At 42.6% G+C, this 19,475-nt stretch carries 18 protein-coding genes, 2 pseudogenes and 1 riboswitch; of the genes and pseudogenes, 17 read left to right on the top strand and 3 right to left on the bottom strand.

Translation table 11 applies throughout. The annotated features are described in order from the left end of the window. Window positions 1-45: 45 nt before the first annotated feature. From HF992_RS06440 to thiT, 11 genes and pseudogenes are all read left to right on the top strand, one after another. A pseudogene (locus tag HF992_RS06440) lies at window positions 46-113 on the top strand (IS200/IS605 family transposase); the annotation flags it as partial. 320 nt (window positions 114-433) lie between these two features. Next, a complete protein-coding gene (gene rpiA, locus HF992_RS06445; protein WP_168549238.1) occupies window positions 434-1,105 on the top strand; it encodes a ribose-5-phosphate isomerase RpiA in 672 nt (223 codons plus the stop codon). Window positions 1,106-1,166: 61 nt separating this feature from the next. After that, complete coding sequence (locus HF992_RS06450; RefSeq protein WP_168549239.1) at window positions 1,167-2,378, top strand: phosphopentomutase; 1,212 nt, start codon at window positions 1,167-1,169, stop codon at window positions 2,376-2,378. Between the two features lies 1 nt (window position 2,379). Beyond that, window positions 2,380-2,922, top strand: coding sequence for a DUF1697 domain-containing protein (locus HF992_RS06455; RefSeq protein ID WP_168549240.1), 543 nt, complete (start codon window positions 2,380-2,382; stop codon window positions 2,920-2,922). Window positions 2,923-2,935: 13 nt separating this feature from the next. Then, window positions 2,936-3,283, top strand: a complete 348-nt coding sequence (gene arsC, locus HF992_RS06460; protein WP_168549241.1) for an arsenate reductase (glutaredoxin) — start codon at window positions 2,936-2,938, stop codon at window positions 3,281-3,283. An 18-nt stretch (window positions 3,284-3,301) separates the two neighbouring features. Next, on the top strand, window positions 3,302-4,111 hold the full coding sequence (locus HF992_RS06465; RefSeq protein WP_168549242.1) for a purine-nucleoside phosphorylase: 810 nt from the start codon (window positions 3,302-3,304) through the stop codon (window positions 4,109-4,111). A 134-nt stretch (window positions 4,112-4,245) separates the two neighbouring features. Then, the gene (deoD, locus tag HF992_RS06470) at window positions 4,246-4,953 is read left to right on the top strand and encodes a purine-nucleoside phosphorylase (RefSeq protein ID WP_168549243.1); all 708 of its coding nucleotides are present in this window, start codon (window positions 4,246-4,248) and stop codon (window positions 4,951-4,953) included. An 89-nt stretch (window positions 4,954-5,042) separates the two neighbouring features. Then, window positions 5,043-5,711 (top strand): hypothetical protein, encoded by a 669-nt coding sequence (locus HF992_RS06475; RefSeq protein WP_343032959.1) that lies wholly within the window; start codon window positions 5,043-5,045, stop codon window positions 5,709-5,711. Window positions 5,712-5,856: 145 nt separating this feature from the next. Beyond that, window positions 5,857-6,768, top strand: coding sequence for a YitT family protein (locus HF992_RS06480; RefSeq protein ID WP_210729435.1), 912 nt, complete (start codon window positions 5,857-5,859; stop codon window positions 6,766-6,768). A 291-nt stretch (window positions 6,769-7,059) separates the two neighbouring features. Further along, on the top strand, window positions 7,060-8,736 hold the full coding sequence (locus tag HF992_RS06485) for a C69 family dipeptidase (RefSeq protein WP_168549303.1): 1,677 nt from the start codon (window positions 7,060-7,062) through the stop codon (window positions 8,734-8,736). Between the two features lie 83 nt (window positions 8,737-8,819). After that, window positions 8,820-8,920, top strand: a riboswitch (TPP riboswitch). A gap of 128 nt (window positions 8,921-9,048) precedes the next feature. Next, window positions 9,049-9,630: an energy-coupled thiamine transporter ThiT gene (gene thiT / locus HF992_RS06490; RefSeq protein ID WP_168549244.1), complete on the top strand. Its 582-nt coding sequence runs from the start codon at window positions 9,049-9,051 to the stop codon at window positions 9,628-9,630. 154 nt (window positions 9,631-9,784) lie between these two features. Here thiT and HF992_RS06495 read toward each other — a convergent pair whose 3' ends face one another. Continuing rightward, window positions 9,785-10,690, bottom strand: a complete 906-nt coding sequence (locus HF992_RS06495) for a LysR family transcriptional regulator (protein ID WP_168549245.1) — start codon at window positions 10,688-10,690, stop codon at window positions 9,785-9,787. Between the two features lie 542 nt (window positions 10,691-11,232). Between HF992_RS06495 and pyrF the strand changes: the two genes are divergently transcribed. The 4 genes from pyrF (at window position 11,233) to HF992_RS06515 (ending at window position 15,374) form a co-directional block, all read left to right on the top strand. Continuing rightward, window positions 11,233-11,928: an orotidine-5'-phosphate decarboxylase gene (gene pyrF, locus HF992_RS06500; protein ID WP_168549304.1), complete on the top strand. Its 696-nt coding sequence runs from the start codon at window positions 11,233-11,235 to the stop codon at window positions 11,926-11,928. 33 nt (window positions 11,929-11,961) lie between these two features. Then, entirely contained in the window at window positions 11,962-12,591 is a 630-nt protein-coding gene (pyrE, locus tag HF992_RS06505; RefSeq protein ID WP_168549246.1) for an orotate phosphoribosyltransferase, read from the top strand. 526 nt (window positions 12,592-13,117) lie between these two features. Then, window positions 13,118-14,413, top strand: a complete 1,296-nt coding sequence (locus HF992_RS06510; RefSeq protein ID WP_343032960.1) for a glycosyltransferase family protein — start codon at window positions 13,118-13,120, stop codon at window positions 14,411-14,413. A 13-nt stretch (window positions 14,414-14,426) separates the two neighbouring features. Continuing rightward, window positions 14,427-15,374, top strand: a complete 948-nt coding sequence (locus HF992_RS06515) for a glycosyltransferase family 2 protein (protein ID WP_168549248.1) — start codon at window positions 14,427-14,429, stop codon at window positions 15,372-15,374. A gap of 367 nt (window positions 15,375-15,741) precedes the next feature. Here the strand turns inward: HF992_RS06515 and HF992_RS06520 are convergent, their stop codons facing one another. Continuing rightward, complete coding sequence (locus HF992_RS06520; RefSeq protein ID WP_168549249.1) at window positions 15,742-16,461, bottom strand: pseudouridine synthase; 720 nt, start codon at window positions 16,459-16,461, stop codon at window positions 15,742-15,744. A gap of 144 nt (window positions 16,462-16,605) precedes the next feature. Between HF992_RS06520 and HF992_RS06525 the strand changes: the two genes are divergently transcribed. Together HF992_RS06525 and thrB are read left to right on the top strand one after the other, a co-directional pair. Then, window positions 16,606-17,892 (top strand): homoserine dehydrogenase, encoded by a 1,287-nt coding sequence (locus tag HF992_RS06525; protein WP_168549250.1) that lies wholly within the window; start codon window positions 16,606-16,608, stop codon window positions 17,890-17,892. A gap of 1 nt (window position 17,893) precedes the next feature. Beyond that, window positions 17,894-18,754, top strand: coding sequence for a homoserine kinase (gene thrB / locus HF992_RS06530; RefSeq protein WP_168549251.1), 861 nt, complete (start codon window positions 17,894-17,896; stop codon window positions 18,752-18,754). A gap of 164 nt (window positions 18,755-18,918) precedes the next feature. On the opposite strand, the pseudogene tnpA reads toward thrB, so the two are convergent. Beyond that, window positions 18,919-19,391 (bottom strand): annotated as a pseudogene (gene tnpA, locus HF992_RS06535) (IS200/IS605 family transposase). Between the last annotated feature and the right edge of the window lie 84 nt (window positions 19,392-19,475).

Consider the following 19,475-nt stretch of genomic DNA (forward strand, 5'->3'; position numbering starts at 1 on the left):
AGTGGATGATTTCTTCATGAGCTTAGAAATAAGAAGGCGAATTAACATGACATCGCACTTGATTCTTGAGTGTGAAAGAATACGAAGATCCCTTTAGGGATAATGGCAAGTAATACTAACGCCTCTTAAAGAGGCGAGTGACGAGTCAAAAGCGGTTAGGCTTGAACAAAGTGAAAGCCAGCGTCTTTAGGCGCTGGCTGGTGATGTGGGCTTATAGCCCTTATTCAAACCACCCGTTTGACGGGTGGTCATGATTATGAGATGGCTTTTGAAAGTTTTTTCAGGGGAGAGCTCTCTTAAAGAAAAGTAAGATAAAGCTCACTGATTCCTTAAAACGAAGTCTAAATCTCCAGATTGGATAGATAATAGTTAGCGCTGTCAAAAGTTCGGAAAAAATGATATAATGCTAAATATATCAAAGACGGAGGTTGAAATGACAGCTTTTAAAGAATTAGTCGGCATTGAAGCAGCGAAATATGTCAAAAGCGGTATGATTGTTGGCCTAGGAACAGGATCTACAGCCTATTATTTTGTTGAAGAGCTGGGGCGCAGGGTTAAGGAGGAAGGGTTACAAATCACAGCAGTGACGACATCCAGTGTGACCAGTACTCAAGCAACTAGGCTAGGCATCCCTCTTAAAGGGATTGATGAGGTAATCTCGGTTGATTTGACAGTCGATGGGGCGGATGAAATAGATCCATCTTTCAACGGCATTAAGGGGGGTGGCGGCGCACTTCTCATGGAGAAGGTAGTAGCGACATATACCAAAGAATACATCTGGATTGTGGATGAGAGTAAGATGGTTCAACAGTTAGGTGCCTTTAAGCTTCCCGTCGAAGTCGTCCAGTATGGTGCTGAAAACCTCTTTCGTCACTTTAAAGCCAAAGGCTATCAACCGACTTTCCGTGAAAAAGATGGGAAGCGCTTTGTGACGGATATGCAAAATTTTATTATTGATCTTGACTTGAAAAAGATCGAAAATCCAAAGGTACTGGCTCAAGAATTGGATGCGACGGTCGGCGTCGTTGAACACGGTTTGTTTAACGGAATGGTCAACAAGGTGATTGTCGGTGGGGCAGAGGGTGTTCGCACTTTGGATGTTTAAATTTGTCAAAAAATTATAGGTTTTGGGTGCCAACCGTAACCACCCTAGATTAGGAGAAAGAATGTCAACATTTGACCGTATTCATTTAATTGTTTTAGACTCAGTAGGAATTGGGGCGCAACCCGATGCCAATAACTTTGTCAATGCCGGTGTGCCAGATGGCGCGTCTGATACGCTGGGGCATATTTCCAAAACAGTGGGGCTAGATGTGCCTAACATGGCAAAAATTGGTCTGGGGAATATCCCTCGTCCACAGGCACTTCAAACAGTTCCAGCCGAAAGTAATCCAACAGGTTATGTGACAAAACTCGAAGAAGTCTCACTCGGTAAAGATACCATGACCGGTCACTGGGAAATCATGGGGCTCAACATTACCGAACCGTTTGATACCTTCTGGGATGGCTTCCCTGAGGAAATTCTGACCAAGATCGAAGAATTTTCAGGTCGCAAGGTCATTCGTGAAGCCAACAAGCCATATTCTGGAACAGCGGTTATTGATGATTTTGGACCGCGTCAGATGGAGACAGGCGAGCTGATTATCTACACGTCAGCTGACCCTGTGCTACAAATTGCGGCGCATGAGGACATCATTCCGCTGGAGGAGCTCTACCGCATCTGTGAGTATGCACGTTCCATTACGCTGGAGCGTCCTGCATTGCTTGGTCGGATTATCGCTCGTCCTTATGTGGGGACTCCGGGCAACTTTACCCGTACGGCTAACCGCCATGACTATGCGGTATCGCCATTTGAAGATACGGTTTTGAACAAGCTTGCAGCCGCAGGCGTGCCGACTTATTCCGTTGGGAAAATCAACGATATTTTCAATGGTTCAGGCATCACCAATGACATGGGACACAATAAGGACAACAACCACGGTGTGGATACCTTAATCAATACCATGGGCTTGCCTGAGTTTGAGAAAGGCTTCTCCTTTACTAACTTGGTCGATTTTGATGCTCTGTATGGTCATCGCCGCAATGCCCACGGTTACCGTGATTGTCTCCATGAATTTGATGGACGTCTACCAGAAATCATCGCAGCCATGCGTGAAAATGATTTACTGTTAATTACAGCTGACCATGGCAATGATCCAACCTATGCAGGGACAGACCATACCCGTGAGTATATCCCACTCTTGGCCTATAGCCCTGCTTTCAAAGGCAACGGTGTCATCCCACAAGGGCATTTTGCCGACATCTCTGCAACCATCGCTGACAACTTCGACGTGGACAAGGCCATGATTGGAGAAAGCTTCTTGGATAAATTGGTGTAGAATGAAAACTTACGTACTTTTGGTCAGAGGCATCAATGTCGGTGGTAAGAATAAGGTCGTCATGAGTGAATGGCGAGCAGGGATTGTCGCTCTTGGGTTTCAGAATGTGAGCACCTATATCAATAGTGGTAATCTATTCTTTCGATCAGACCGGCCTCGTCAAGAAGTCTGTCAATATTTGAGAACGTATTTTGAGCAAGCTTATCCTTTTATCCAGCATTTTTCATTGATAGAGAAATCGGATTTTTTAAAAGAAATTGTTGATCTTCCTGACTGGTGGCAGGAGGATCTCGCTCGTAAGGATGTCCTCTTTTATACAGAGGGGCTAGATTCACTTCCTGTAGTGGAAAGAATCAAAACTTTTTCACTAGGGGATGAGCAGGTTTACTTTGGACGACTTGGGATTTATTGGGGGAAAAATTCGGAGAAGGAATATCTCAAAACAGCTTATCACAAGCAACTGATCAAGGAAGATTTTTACGGTCAGATGACCATCAGGAATGGCAATACAGTAGAGAAAATTGTAACATTTTTGACTAAATAGACAGGAGAAGCGTATGCAAGCGACTATTTATCACAATCCATATTGTAGCAAGTCTCGTGCAGTGCTAGAATGGCTGACGAAGCAGGATGTAGAGGTGGAAGTAGTTTCCTACCTCGAACAGCCACTCACAGAGCAGGAATTGCAAGACTTGCTTGCGAAATTAGCTGTTTCTCCTCGAGAGGTGATGCGAACAGATGTTCCTGCCTATCAGGAACAGGGATTGTCAGATGAGAAGTTATCGGATAAAGAGTTGATTGCAGCTATTGCAACAGCACCTGCCTTGCTCAACCGTCCGATTGTGGTTACTGAAAAAGGGGCAAAACTTTGTCGCCCGATTGAACTTGTAGAAACATTATTGTAAAGAGAGAAAGGAAAATTTATGACATTATTAGAAAAAATTTATGAAACGCGTGATTTTTTGCAAGCTAAAGGAATCACAGCACCAGAGTTTGGCTTGATTTTAGGCTCAGGCTTAGGAGAATTGGCAGACGAAATCGAAAACAGCATCGTCCTTGACTATGCAGATATTCCCAACTGGGGGCAGTCGCATGTCGTTGGTCACGCAGGCAAGCTGGTCTACGGTGACTTGGCTGGACGCAAAGTATTAGCGCTTCAGGGGCGTTTCCATTTCTATGAGGGCAATCCGATGGAAGTGGTGACTTTCCCAGTGCGTGTCATGAAGGCTTTGGGCTGTCATAGTGTCGTAGTTACCAATGCGGCAGGTGGTATTGGGTTTGGTCCTGGGACATTGATGCTCATCAACGACCACATCAATATGACTGGCACCAATCCTTTGATTGGTGAAAACTTAGATGAATTTGGGCCACGCTTCCCAGATATGTCGAAGGCCTACACGCCACAATACCGTCAGGTTGCTTATGAAGTTGCTGAGAAGCTTGGTATTCAACTCAGTGAAGGGGTCTACCTTGGTTGCTCAGGTCCAACTTATGAGACACCTGCTGAAATTCGTGCCTTCAAGACATTAGGAGCTGATGCTGTCGGCATGTCAACTGTTCCAGAAGTCATCATCGCTGCCCATTCAGGTCTTAAAGTGCTTGGTATTTCATGTATTACCAACCATGCCGCTGGTTTCCAAGAAGAACTGAACCACGAAGAAGTGGTCGAAGTGACCACACGCATCAAAGAAGATTTCAAAGGACTTGTTAAAGCTATTTTAGCGGAGTTGTAAGATGTATTATTGGAAGTTGATGAAACCAAAGATATTAATATCCCAGAGGGTTGGTTTATCGAAATTCAGAAACCTGTTCAAATTGAACTGATAAAAAAATAAAATTATAAAATGATACCTAGAAAGGAATTTATATGAGTATCCATATTTCAGCAAAACCAGGCGACATCGCCGATAAGATTTTACTTCCAGGAGATCCTCTCCGTGCCAAATTCATCGCAGAAAACTTCCTTGAAGATGCAGTTTGCTTCAACGAAGTCCGCAATATGTTTGGCTATACAGGAACTTACAAGGGGCACCGTGTCTCTGTCATGGGGACAGGGATGGGGATGCCTTCTATCTCCATCTATGCGCGTGAGCTCATTGTCGACTACGGCGTGAAAAAACTGATTCGTGTGGGAACAGCAGGCTCCATTGACCCGAATGTCCATGTCCGTGAATTGGTCTTAGCACAAGCTGCAGCGACCAATTCCAACATCATTCGCAACGATTTCCCAGAATATGATTTCCCACAAATTGCGGACTTTGACTTGTTGGATAAGGCCTATCACATTGCCAAAAACATGGGGTTGACAACTCATGTGGGCTCTGTTTTGTCTTCTGATGTGTTCTACTCAAACATGCCTGAACGCAACATGAAATTGGGTGAGCTTGGTGTTAAAGCCATCGAGATGGAAGCGGCAGCTCTTTACTATTTGGCTGCTCAACACAAAGTGCAGGCGCTTGGTATTATGACCATTTCGGATAGTTTGGTACATCCGGATGAAGATACCACTGCTGAGGAGCGCCAAAACACCTTCACTGATATGATGAAGGTAGGTCTTGAAACCTTGATTGGTTGATGAATATCAGTGAAAAAAACACGCTGGCTCTCTTGGTTCACCTCTATGAGTATGATATTGCCTATCAATTTGCCAATAAAATCCATTAGGTGCCAAAGGAATTGTTGGATGACCTTTATATCTTGAAGGAAAGGCTAGAACTCAATATTGAGCCTGCTTTAAAAAGCGCTCAAGTGATGAATCAGGGAGCTGATGAGGAGCAGATCGCCAATTATCTTTTGGATCTTGAAGCTAAGCTAAAAAAGGGACAGATCATTGATTTTATCAGAGCCGTTTCACCGGTCATTTATCGTCTGTTTATGCGCCTTTTGTCCTCCAAAATCCCAGAGATAAAGACCTATATTTTGGATAATAAGGACGACCGTTACGATGTTTGGAAGAAAGAGGTGTTAGCCAAATCTTCCAATCCTGTCTTACGCCATTTTAAAACAGGGCCTGCTGTCACATCAAATAGTTTAGCGGAGTTGATTTTGCTTCTGGATTTTTCAAATCCCATTAAGGATGCAGTGGTGACTCTTCGAGAGCTGGAACGTTCTGTCCGCAATCCCTTAGCTCATTTGATCCGACCATTTGATGAGGAAGCTTTAAAACAGACTACCAATTTCTCTTCTCAAACTTTTCTGAAAAAGTTAGTAGAATTAGCTAGACTAACTGGCATCGCGTATAGCGGCCCCTTCTATTTTGATCACCTTAATCAGGAATTGTTTCGAAAGTATCACTTGAGTGATTCTGTCCTATCTATCCTGAGTAAAAAATAGTCAGTTATGGTCGGCATACCAGATTGAAGGATTCCAGAAAAATAAAAGGAATTCCTTCAATTTTTTTGTGAAACAACTCTTCTATTTCCTTAAATAGCCTTCCGTATGGTATAATGTTATCCTGTGAAAGGATGATTGATAATTTATGATTGCTAAACTAAAACATGAATTTGATCTGACTCTGGCGGAGTTTTTGGTCTCGATTTTATTTATAACCATCGGTGCAGCCTTATATGCTGTTGCAGTAAATAGCTTTATCGTCCCTAATGACTTTGGGAGCGGTGGTGTGACTGGTCTCTCGATCCTGCTTTATTACATCTTTAAAATGAAAATTGGGACCATGAATTTTATCATCAATTCAATTTTGTTGGTTTTAGGTTGGCGTTTTTTGGAAAAGAAGACTCTGTTATTTACAATCTATGCCATGACTATGCTTAGCCTGTTTATGAATAATCTCAAAACACCCGTCTTTTATTCCGATAATATCCTCGTAACTGCTGCTGCGGGAGGAGTTTTAGCAGGTATCGGACTGAGCTTTATTTTGAGAGGAAATGGGACATCCGCTGGGACAGATATTATTGCCATGATGATGCGGAAATACCTAGGTATCAGCTTTGCTGGTGGCCTCATGTTGTGTGATTTGATCATCCTTTCGTCCTCAACTTATATTATCGGTTTAGAACGGTTGATTGTCACCTTGATCATGGTTTTTATTTTAGGAAGAACCTTGCAATATATGACCGAAGGTCTCAATCCAAGGAAGTCTGTCCTAATTATTTCCGATCATCATGAGCAAATTGCTTCAGAAATTGCCTCAACAATTGACCGAGGAATCACAGTCTTTCATGCTCATGGGTATTATTCTCAGTTAGAAAAAAGGATCCTCTATGTCGTGGTGAACAACAATCAGATTATTCATCTGCAAAAATTGGTTAATCAGATTGACCCTGTTGCCTTTGTAACTGTTTCAGACGTTCACCAAGTTTTAGGAGAAGGGTTTTCCATGTATAGTTATGCTGACCGCAAACGCAGGATCAAAAAAGTGCAAAAAAGTTAGAGAAAATTTCTCTAACTTTTTTTGTATATAATCTATTTAAAGATCTCTCATATCTTATAAAAAACGAAAAAAGTCCATTAAATAGATAAAAATAAAAAAAGTAGATGATTTTGTGGTTTTTATAACAAGTAAAGTGTGATTGATTATAGAAAGTTATTTTGTGAAAGCGATATCATATTTATAAGGAAGAATCACTTTTGAGAGAGGAGGAGGGACATGCTAACTTATCCTAAAGGTTCTCCATAGGGCAGCTGTAGTCAATTCAAACGTTATAGAAAGGATGATGAAATGATGAAAAAGAAACTCCAAAAAGGACTTTGTCTCAGTCTAACACTGTTATTAGCTTTTCAAGGACTCACAGTAGAAGCTTGTTCAGCCTTTATCATCGGGAAAGGCTTGACAGAGGATGGATCGACCTTGTACGGACGGACAGAAGATTACCCGTTCCCTGTTGAGATGGACGGAGAAGTGGTGACTGGTTACCATAACAAGAACTTTATTGTAACGCCAGCACAAACTTATTCCGAAAACGATAGGATTGAAGATGAGTCAAACGGTTTTACTTATCCAAGACAAGCTCAAGAATACAAATACATTTCTGCACCTGACGCTAGTCGGGGAACGGGTGAAGGCATTTTTGATGCCCACGGGTTTAACGAACATGGCGTATCCATGTCAGCAACCGTCACTGCTATTCCTAATGAAAAAGTATTATCCGTAGACCCTCTAGTCAAAAATGGTTTGGCAGAAGCTATCATGACTTCTCTGATACTCCCTCGAGTGAAGACCGCCCGCGAAGGGATCGAATATGTTGCCAAAGTCATTGATGAAAAGGGTTCTGCTGAAGGAAATATCATCATGATTGCTGACCAGAATGAACTCTGGTATATGGAAATTTTGTCTGGGCATCAGTATGTGGCTATTAAATTCCCAGAGGACAAGTATGCTGTCTTTCCTAATACTTATTTCCTAGGCCATGTTGATCTGACTGACAAGGAGAATGTTATCGCTTCTAAGGACGTTGAAAAAGTCGCCAAGGAAGCAGGTTCTTATAAAGAGGTTGGGGGTAAATTCCACATTGCCAAGTCATATGGACCTGAAAATTACGCCGAAGGAGACCGTTCAAGGGTCTATGCTGGGATCAAGTTATTAGACCCAGATGCGGATGTGACTTATGACGATGAGACTTTTGATTTACTCAGAACACCGTCTGACCCTAATAAGAAATTTTCTATCAAGGATGCTATGGCTATTCAGCGCAATCGGTTTGAGCATCTGCCAGAATTTAAACCAAATGATCTACTGCCACGCAACGAAAAAGGACGCCGCGGTAGTGGTGATGCCAAAGAAGAGGCAGTCTATAAGTATCCTCTCGGAAACGAGAATGTCATTGATGCCCATATCTACCAGATCAAGCCAGAATTGCCAAAAGAATTTGGCGGTATCGTATGGTTGAATCTGGGGACTTCAAGAAATACCCCTTATATTCCATTCTATGGCAACATCACTGAGACTTACAAGGCCTTCCATCCACAAACTTTAGAATATGATAAAACCTCTTGGTATTGGGTGGCTAAACACATTGATGAGATGACGATGGATCACCCAGAGCTGTTTGGCACAGAGACGTTGAAGTACTTCCAAGGATTGGAAGAGGGAATGATTACGCATCAAGCAGAACAGGACAAACATTATGCGACAGCTAATCTTTCTGCTGAGGAAGCTAGTCAGGAAGTAACAGAAGACAGCTTGAAGCGGTCTGAGGAACTATTTAATAAGATGGGAACTCTAGAAGAAGAAATGATGGCCAAGCTTCCAAAAGAGGAAACTAAAAAAGAAGAACACGTTCAGACAGCTGCTAAAGAGACATCTAAGTCAGCATCTAAACCTTCTGTTGCGCTTATTCTAGGAGTAGTGCTTGTTACTGGTTTATTAGGTTATTATTTCTTTAGAAAGCGAGGAAACTGAGGTTAAATCAGAAAAGGCATTGAAGAGACTTGTAAACGCTTAAGCAAAAAGCTTGTGAAAAGCGTCAATCTGTAGTACAATAGAATCGTCACAAGAGGAGCAGTTTGCTGAGAATGGCCGTTCGCCTAAACTCTTATCACCTGATCAAGTTAGGACTTGCGTAGGGATGTGGCAGAAGCACAGAATTTGACCTTCTGAAACCTTCTGCAGTTTTGATTGTGGCAATGTTGGCGAGACATAGTCACACAAGACTGTGTTTCAACTAGTAGCTGATAAGGCTACTATAAGAATGGGTTTACAGGAGGTTTTTTGATGTCTAAAAATCGTATTCAACTTTTAGCTGAAGTCGCTATTTTTGCTACTTTGGCTATGGTCTTGGATATTTTCACAGAGCCGATGCAATTAGGACCGTGGATTTCATTTTCTTTTAAGATGATTCCAATCTTCATAGTGGCTTTCCGTCGGGGAGTTGGCGCAGGAATGTCAGCTGGTTTCTTATGGGGCCTTTTAAAGGTCGTGACGGGAGAAGCAGCAAGCGGTATTTTAAGTCCTCTGCAAGGATTTCTGGAGTATTTTATAGCCTTTACTGTGATTGGTTTGGCTGGTTTAGCCAAGCCTTGGGTGGATAAGGCGCGGGCTCAGAAGGCCTCGGGTCAGATCTTGGCCTATAGCTTGATCGGCGTATTGGTAGGAACGACTGCGCGTTATATTATCCACTTTATCGCAGGCTTTGTCTTTTGGGGACAATATGCCCCTGAAGGCCAGAGCGCTGTCCTTTATTCCCTCTCTGTTAACGGCTTGTCCTGGTTTGGGGAAACCTTGGCTTGTGTTTTAGTAATCTGGCTGGCCCAGCCTATGATGACTTTCTTTTTAAATACGGGCCGCAAGGCTTAAGAAAATCCCGTCTCTTTCTTTTGAGACGGGATTTTTGAGTGGTCTGACAGCTCTAGTCAATCAGAGCTCAGTAAGCCATAGGAAGACAGAAGGATGATTGCAGGAACAAGTGAGTTTATACTCTTGGATATCACTCCCTGAGGCAGTCCATAAATCAGTTGAATTTGACTTCTTCAAGCAAATAATCGATGAAGCGTTCCCCCATTTTAGATAGATTAGCCTTTTGGTGCTTGATATAGATTAGCTCAATCGGGTCGTCCAAATCCAGAGGAATAGAAACAATATTGTCACCGTTGAGGTTGCTGTTTAAGATACCTGTTGCAATGGTGTAGCCATCCAGACCTATCAAGAGATTAAAGAGTGTGGCGCGGTCAGACACAACAATGGATTTTTTATGATGCTCAGTTGACATAATTTCTTCTGAAAAATAGAAGGAGTTGTGAATCCCTTGATCATAGCTGAGATAAGGAAAATCTTCTAAATCTTGGAGACTGACCTGCTCACGACTAGCTAATGGATTGCTCTTGCTCACGAAGATGTGGGGCTTAGCCATAAAAAGAGTAGTGTAGGCTAGATGACTATCCTCCAGCATCTTGGTTAGGACATCACGGTTGTATGAGTTGAGAAAAAGGACACCAATCTCGCTGCGAAAGTTTTTGACATCATCAATGATTTCCCAAGTCCTGGTCTCGCGTAAGAAGAGTTCATACTGGGTCATATCGCTTTTTTTCAAGAGGCTGACAAACGCATTAACGACAAAAGCATAGTGTTGGGAACTCACACTAAACAATTCCCGTTGAGTGCCAGGACTCTTGTAGCGTTCCAGCAAAAGGTCAGCTTGTTCGACAACCTGGCGGGCATATGCTAAGAATTCCATCCCGTCCTTGGTCAAAGTAATGCCCTTAGGATTACGATGAAAAATCTCAATTCCCATCTCATTTTCTAAATCGCGGACAGCATTTGATAGGCTGGGCTGGGTGATGAAGAGTTGCTTGGCGGCCTCATTCATAGAGCCTGTTTCGACAATTTTGATAACGTACTGTAGTTGTTGTATTCTCATAGCCCTATTCTATCATATTTTGGAAGATTTGTAATAGGGAGCTCCTGCTAAAAGTGATAAAATGGTCTAACCAACGCATCAAGAAATGGTTGTTATCAGAAAATGCAAAACAGGATGATGATACCAAGCAAAGAAAGAACTAGGGGAATTAATGCTATTATTGCCATAGATGCACAAATGTCAAAAGAACACCTCGGATATCTCTGCCAACAGTGCGATATTGCTGTCTATTTAAGAAGATGATGCACCACTATTATTGGAAAAGCGGGTGACAAACGATGACCATGAAGAGTTTTTACCTGTTCAAATTATGTTTCAGGTTACCAAAATTCCAGGAGAACTTTTAAATGCCTAAGTTGTTCACAAAATTCCTTTTTAACTTGACAAAATGCTGTTGAAAATGGTAGAGTTAGGCTATTAACCTTTAAGTTGGTCCAGAGAGGCTGAGAAGGAATCAGATAACTAGGGCAATTGTTTGCCTATTTCTCTGTACCCTGCCTCCTAGCGGGGTATTTTTTTATAGCTAGAAAGGATTTGATATGATGCGAGAAAAGCGTCCTATTATCGCCCTTGATTTTCCAAATGCTGAGGCAGTGAAACAGTTTTTAAAACTTTTTCCAGCTGAGGAAAAGCTCTTTGTGAAAATCGGCATGGAACTCTATTACAGTTCAGGGCCTGACATTATTCGTCTTGTAAAAAATCTGGGTCATAGTGTTTTTTTGGATTTGAAACTACACGACATCCCCAATACAGTGAAATCAGCCATGGCTGCTCTTGCAGAATTAGGGGTGGATATGACCAATGTTCATGCTGCTGGTGGGGTTGAGATGATGAAGGCAGCGCGTGAAGGATTGGGCTTTGGGCCTAAATTGCTAGCTGTTACGCAATTGACCTCAACCTCTGAAGAACAGATGCGGGCAGATCAGAATATCCAGACCAGCTTAGTTGAATCGGTTACTCATTACGCTCAGCAAACCGCAATAGCTGGCCTTGATGGTGTGGTGTGTTCTGCCCAAGAAGTTAAAGGAATCAAGTCTTTGCTGGGCGAAGATTTTCTCTGTTTGACGCCAGGTATTCGGCCTATCGGCTCGAGCAAAGGTGATCAAAAACGGGTCGTCACGCCAGATGAAGCTCGGAGCATTGGTTCAGATTATATGGTGATTGGCCGACCGATTACCCAAGCGGATGATCCCCTTAGAGCCTATTATGCTGTGTATACTGCTTGGAATGCCCTATAAATGAAAGACTACTAAAAAGCAAAGGAGAATCTTATGACATTGGCAACTCAAATCGCTTCACATTTGCTAGAAATTGAAGCAGTCTACCTCAGACCAAACGCTCCCTTTAGATGGGCTTCGGGGATCCAATCTCCTATCTATACAGATAATCGGGTGACTCTGGCTTATCCGAATGTTCGTAACGCTATTGCGGAAGGTTTTGTTGCTAAAATACAGGGGTATTTCCCTGAGGTAGAAGTGATTGCGGGTACGGCGACAGCAGGTATTCCTCACGGGGCGCTTATAGCGGACAAGATGGCATTGCCTTTTGCTTACATCAGAAGTAAGCCCAAGACTCATGGTGCGGGTAATCAGGTAGAAGGACGCATTCAAAAGGGACAGAAGATGGTTGTCGTTGAGGATTTAATTTCAACCGGTGACTCTGTCTTGGAAGCTGTGGCGGCAGCCCAAAAAGAAGGCGCAGAAGTCCTTGGAGTAGTGGCTATTTTTACCTATGAGCTAGCTAAAGCTAGTCAAGCTTTTGAGGGAGTAAACCTCCCTTTGGTGACACTCACGACCTATAGTCATTTAATCCATCAGGCCAAAGCTATGGGGTATATTGATCAAAAAGGCTTAGAACTTCTAGAGAAATTTAAATCCAATCAAGAAACTTGGCAAGATTGACAATGTTTCAGCAGGAGTTGGCATCTCTTATACTTCAAAATGCAGAACGGAGGCAGGTCCTCGGTTCTTTTTTCTTACTAAGAGAAAGTGTTGGCTAACCATTTACTACTGAAATGAAAAGATGCCCACTGTGATTAAGGTGTTCTTAAAAACATTTCTAACAAGAGGCGGGTGACCGAAAAGTGTTGCATGTCTTTTGTCATACATTTGGCATGAGGTGAGGGTCTAATTGGTAGATTTAAAAATTTTTTGGTAGAATAAGAAGTTGTCTGGAGGAAAATATATGACCGTTTTTGAAAAACAGATTCGGAGCCTATTCAAAGTTTTGTCTTTTTTCATGCTCATTATCAGCATATTATGGCTCCTATCGACGTTTTGGTGGTTCAACAAACTTGACACTAAATACCAATCTATTCCTTGGATTTTAACTGTCCCTCTCATAGTCTTACTGGCTTTGGTGCTGAAGAGAGGCAGTCTGAGAACGGTGGGCAGCTGGCTTGTCGCTCATAAAAAGGAAATAGTAGCTATGACTCTGGTCTACCAGCTTTTGCTCCTCTTTTCAGCGAATATGATGATTCGTTCTGATGCTGCAGTCGTCTTTAATGGAGCTATCGGCCACATAACTGATGAGCAAATTTCAAGCTATCTGTCGCGCAATCCTAATAATCTGATGCTTTTTCTCTATGAACGTTTTGCTTACAAACATTTGGGAGAAGCGACGATTTGGGTGTTGCAGTTTTTAAATTTGGTCTATGTTCATTTATCTGGTTGGGGATTTTATAAAAGTGCTCAGCGCTTTTGGAATCAAACTATAGCGGATAGGGTATTTTTTACTTATTACCTCTTGATTGGGATGACTCCCAAATTTATGGCCATGTATACAGATGTCTTGATTCTTCCTTTCTTGGCAGTCCAAAGTTACCTGATCTTGTCTCTCTTAGATGAAAAACGATCGCTCGGTATCAAATGGCCTAGTCTGGTTCTTGGAATCGTCACTGGGGTTGGATTGGCCTTTAGGCCTACAATCCTTATTCCCTGCTTAGCCTTTGCCTTGGTTTTCCTTGTTGGAAAGCAGTGGAAGCAGACTTTTATCGTTCTTGGGTTGATGGTATTGACTTTGGGAGGGAGCTCTGGTCTAACTGCCCTCTATCAAGCCAAGCAAACAGAAGTCGTCATCAAAACGGATCCAGGTTTGGCTAAAAATTGGTTGACGTTTGTCAATCTAGGGCTGACCTATTCAGGAACAGATCAAAAAGACATGAAAGATGGCCTAAAACAATACCTTCCAGAAGATCAGAGAGACAACTATAACAGTGGACTCTTTAACAACCAAAACCAAATTCAAGAGATCAAACGCCGGTTAAGAGAATATTCCCTAGATACTTTCCTAGCGCATAGCCTTCATAAACAGTTTCTGACCACTGGTCAGGGCAATTTGAATTGGATTTACAAATCTGCTTCTCGTGAGAAATCCAGCTATCTCAGCCCGTTAGCAAGTAAGACAGAGAGTAATCCTTTGGCTCAACTCATTAGAGACTACCTGATTTACACGGATCAGCCAAAATTCCAATATTATGACTATTTGATTCAATTCGTCTGGGTTGGTGTCTCATTAGGCTTAGTCTTTTATTTTTGGAAGCCTCAAGATCAGATGGATAAGCATTGGTTGGCCTTGTCCTTATTTGGTGGCTTGCTCTTCCTGCAAATTTTTGAAGGTGGAAAATCACGCTACCTGATTCAATTTTTACCACAGATCCTATATTTATCAGCCTTGGGTTGGAGCAATAGGCCGAGCCTAAAATCAGTTAAGTTGCCGAAATGAGAGGAAAGGTCATATGGAAAACAACAAAACTATTTCAGTAATTGTCCCTTGTTACAATGAGGAAGAAACCATTCCTTTGTTTTTTGAAGCGATGCAAGCGATCCAAGAACAGTGTTGGCCTGACTTTCAATTTGATTACATCTTCGTCAATGACGGGTCTAGCGATAGCTCTTTAGAGGTACTGAGACAGCTACACCAAGTCTACCCACAAGTAGGCTATCTGTCTTTTTCGCGTAACTTCGGGAAGGAAGCGGCGCTTTATGCTGGTTTGAGAGAAGCTAAAGGTGAATGGGTGACCGTTATGGATGTTGATCTCCAAGATCCGCCCGAGCTTCTCTTAAAGATGATTGCAAAATTGACAGAGGACCCAAGTCTTGACAGTGTCGGATGTCGTCGGATAACACGTGAAGGCGAGCCTCCTATTCGCTCCTTTTTTGCCAATGCTTTCTATCGCTTAATTAACCATATCTCCAATGTTAAGATGGTCGATGGTGCGCGAGATTTTCGGTTAATGCGCCGTCAGATGGTTGATGCGATTTTAGAAGTAACAGAGTATAACCGTTTTTCCAAAGGCATTTTTTCTTGGGTGGGGTTTAAGACAGAATACCTGACGTACAAAAATGTCGAGCGTGTGGCAGGCAAGACCAGCTGGAATTTTTGGAGTCTTTTTCGCTATTCTTTAGAGGGAATTGTCAATTTTTCTGAAATCCCACTGAGCCTTGCTTCCTATGCTGGCATTCTCTTTTGTCTGTTGGCATTTGGATTAGCGGTGGTGATTGTGATTCGGACCCTACTGTTTGGTGATGCAGTACAGGGGTGGACCTCAATGATAGCCATTATCCTTCTTTTGGGGGGAATCCAGTTGCTTTGCTTGGGTATTTTGGGGAAATATCTTGGAAAGGTTTTTATGGAAACCAAAAAAAGACCCCTTTATTTGATTAAAGAGCGCAGTGATCGCTAATTGGTTACTCTAGATGAGTTAAGATCGAAATTTTAAAACCCATAAAAAGCAGCCAAATGGTTGCTTTTTATGGGGTTTAGAGCTAACTCTTATCAGTTGCTGTTTTATTGAATCCTCGTACTAGGAAAATAAGAAGGCTCTAAAGATTAAGGGAAGAGTTGGGCGAGCAAAGAATAGTAACCGAAATTTGTCCCTTTGACGAAGTCTAGCTTGTTCAATTCTCCCATAAGTGTTGCAAACAACCAGCAGTAGCAGCGCTAAGGTCTAGAGCTTGGCTTGACTGAGCTTTATTTCAAAGAGGCTACGACAAGTGCTATTCAGAAGTAAAAGAGCTATTATAGCAAGATAACGATTTTTTAGATACTTCCTAATCTAAGAAAGGTTTTAAAGCCACTAGTTCTTGAGAAGATAAGGGTCTATACTGTCCTGGTAAGAGTGTTTCATCGAGGGTAAAGGGTCCGAAACGCAAGCGCTTGAGATAGATGACCTTGGCTCCGACAGCCAGAAACATTTTCTTGACTTGATGGAACTTTCCTTCGGATAACGTCACTTGTGCTCTTGTGTAACCAGGTCGGTCTTCTAGTAGCGTCAGTAGGGCGGGTTTGCATTTACTTCCATCTCTGAAGCGAATCCCCTGGCTAAAACGGTCAATAGCTCGCCAGTCTAATCGAGCATTGACCTCAACCAGATAGGTTTTTGGAACGTGGTGGTCAGGGTGTAGAAGTCTCAGGCTCAGTGGACCGTTGTTCGTCAACAAAAGAAGGCCTTCTGTCGAGGCATCTAAACGGCCAATATGATAAAGGCCCACTCTTCTATCTTCTGGTCGGAGTAGGTCAAAGACGGTGGGGAGTTTGCTGTCTGAAACAGCTGTGACGTATCCCTTGGGCTTGTGCAAGATATAGTAGACCTGGCTAGAATCTTCTAGCTTTTTTCCGTTTAGCTGAATGTCTTGGATTTGTGGATCGACATTGAGTTGAGGATTAGTCACGACTTGTCCGTCAATAGAGACTAGACCTTGTTTCAGAGCTGCTTTGACAGCTTTTTTAGTGGTCAGATGGTGCTTGTTGAGCAGTTTGTAAAGTCGCATATAGAATCCTTCCTTTTAGTCTATTGTAAGGTTTTTAAACAGGAAAAGCCAGAAAAAGGGAAGGTTTAGACAAAAGTAAGGATTGTGGCTATCAAGATTCAGAAAAATCTGATATAATAAGTAAAATTGAATTAAGGAGTTTTTATGTCAGTGAAGATTGCCCTCTTGGGATTTGGAACAGTTGCCAGTGGTGTCCCTTTTTTACTTGAGGAAAATACAAAAAAAATTGAACAAACTGCTCAGTCTGCGATTGAGATTGCTAAGGTTTTGGTCAAGGACGAGGCAGAAAAAGACAGCTTGATTGCGAAGGGGTATGATTATCCTTTTGTCACCGATGTTGAGGAAATTTTATCTGATTCAGATATTGCGATTGTTGTGGAACTGATGGGACGGATTGAGCCTGCCAGGACCTTTATTAAACGCGCCCTTGAAGCTGGTAAGCATGTGGTGACAGCCAACAAGGACCTGCTGGCTGTCCATGGCCCTGAGCTTTTGGAGATAGCACAAAAAAATGGTCTTGCCCTCTATTACGAGGCTGCGGTGGCCGGCGGTATTCCTATTCTGAGAACCTTGGCCAATTCCTTTACCTCTGATAAGATTACTCGTGTCTTGGGGGTCTTGAATGGCACTTCGAACTTTATGTTGACCAAAATGGTAGCAGAAGGTTGGTCTTATTCAGATGCTCTTGCCAAGGCTCAGGAATTAGGCTATGCAGAGTCAGATCCGACCAACGATGTGGATGGGATCGATGCAGCATATAAGGCTGTGATTCTTAGCCAATTTGCCTTTGGGATGACCATTGCTTTTGAGGATGTCCACCATAAGGGAATCAGGGATATCGCTCCAGAAGATGTGGCGTTGGCTCAAGAATTGGGCTATGTGATTAAGCTAGTGGCTTCTATCGAAGAAACGCCATCTGGCTTAGCTGCAGAAGTGACTCCGACTTTCTTGCCAAAGCACCACCCTCTAGCTAGTGTCAATGGTGTGATGAATGCTGTTTTTGTGGAATCCATCGGCATTGGTGAGTCTATGTTTTATGGACCAGGAGCGGGGCAAAAACCAACTGCAGCTTCCGTTGTGGCAGATATCGTTCGGATCGCTCGTCGTTTGAAAGATCAAACGGTCGGTAAAGGCTTTAATGAATTCCATCAAGCTGCTGTTTTGGCGCAACCAGAAGACATCAAGAGCAGTTATTATTTTGCGATTGGGACGCCTGACCAGCCAGGACAGATCCTCCGTTTGGCAGAAATTTTCAATGCGGAAAAGATTTCCTTCAAGCAAATTTTACAGAGCGATGCTGATGGCCAGATGGCGCGTGTCGTAATTGTCACCCACTCCGTTGATAAGACTCAACTGGAAAAAGTGACAAAACGTCTGGCAGAGCTTTCAGATATCGAAGTCTATAATGTCTTAAAAGTGTTGGGGGAATAAGATGAAAATTAGAATTCCTGCAACGTCAGCCAATCTTGGACCTGGTTTTGATTCGATTGGTTTGGCCCTGTCGCGCTATTTGACCATTGAGGTTTTAAAACCAGCGGACGAGTGGTATATCGAGCACAACCTTCCCTATGTCCCAGATGACAAGTACAATCTTCTCATCAAGACCGCTCTAAAAATCAAGCCAGACCTGCAACCTCATCATTTAAAGATGGAGAGCGATATCCCTTTGGCGAGGGGATTAGGATCGTCTAGTTCTGTTATAGTGGCTGGGATTGAGTTGGCCAACCAACTGGGAAATCTTCAGTTAAGTCAAGCAGAAAAATTGCAACTGGCTACAGAGATAGAAGGGCATCCAGATAATGTTGCACCAGCTATTTATGGCAATCTCGTGGTAGCTAGCTATGTCAATAAAAGGGTGTCAGCTATTGTCTCAGACTTTCCAGAATGTGCTTTTTTAGCCTTTATTCCTAAATATGAGTTACGCACTTCAGATAGCAGAGGGGTATTGCCCAATCAACTGTCTCACAAAAAAGCAGTCGCAGCCTCAGCGGTTTCAAATGTTCTTGTAGCAGCACTGTTAAAAGGCGATTTGACGACCGCAGGCCAAGCCATGGAATCCGATATTTTTCACGAACCCTTTAGGCAACGTTTGGTCAAGGAATTTTATGCCATCAAGAAAATCGGGCACGAATATGGAGCGTATGCTACTTATTTATCCGGTGCAGGTCCGACCATTATGGTCCTAGCACCGCAGGACAAGATTGACAGTCTTCAAGAAGCAATCTCTCAGTTAGGTTTTGATGGAGAGTTGGCTCCATTAACAGTGGATACTGTTGGGATCTACGTTGAATAGAGACGAAGGAGTCATAAAATGAAAGAAGTCATAACCACCCGTGAAAACTGGTGGCTTGTACACCGGCTATAAGCCGTTAAACTCCAGCAGCGTCTAAAGACGCTCGCTGAACGTTGTTCAAGTTATGCTTCTATTACTTGACTATTGCCCGTAACAACGGGCTTTTATCGTGTTCTAAATCCTCCATCTGAAAAGGGATCTTCGTATTCTTTAACGCTCAACTTATCTAGAGCTATGTCGTCCTTCTCTTGCTCGCGAATATACTTCGCTACGGTTTGTTCGTTTAATCCGATAGTACTGACGTAATAACCCCTCGCCCAAAACTTACGATTTCCGTATTTATACTTTAAATTCGAATGTCTATCAAATATCATCAAAGCACTCTTACTTTTTAAATATCCCATAAAATCGGAAATCGCTAGTTTGGGTGGTATCAGCACAAGCATGTGAACGTGATCTGGCATCATGTGCCCTTCTATAATTTCTACTCCTTTGTACTGGCATAGATGACGGAAAATATCGATGAGGTCTTGTCTAATTTTATAGTAGATGGACTTTCTACGATACTTCGGAGTGAAGACGATGTGATAGAGCACATCCATTTGGTGTGTGATAAACTATAACTGGTTTTAGCCATTTATTTTTCCTTTCTGTATCTAACCTGAACAATTAGATTATACTAGGAAAAATAAATGGAAGCTAGAAGCCTTATCAGCCACCA

The organism is Streptococcus ovuberis (assembly GCF_012396585.1).
Classification (GTDB): Bacteria; Bacillota; Bacilli; order Lactobacillales; family Streptococcaceae; genus Streptococcus; species Streptococcus ovuberis.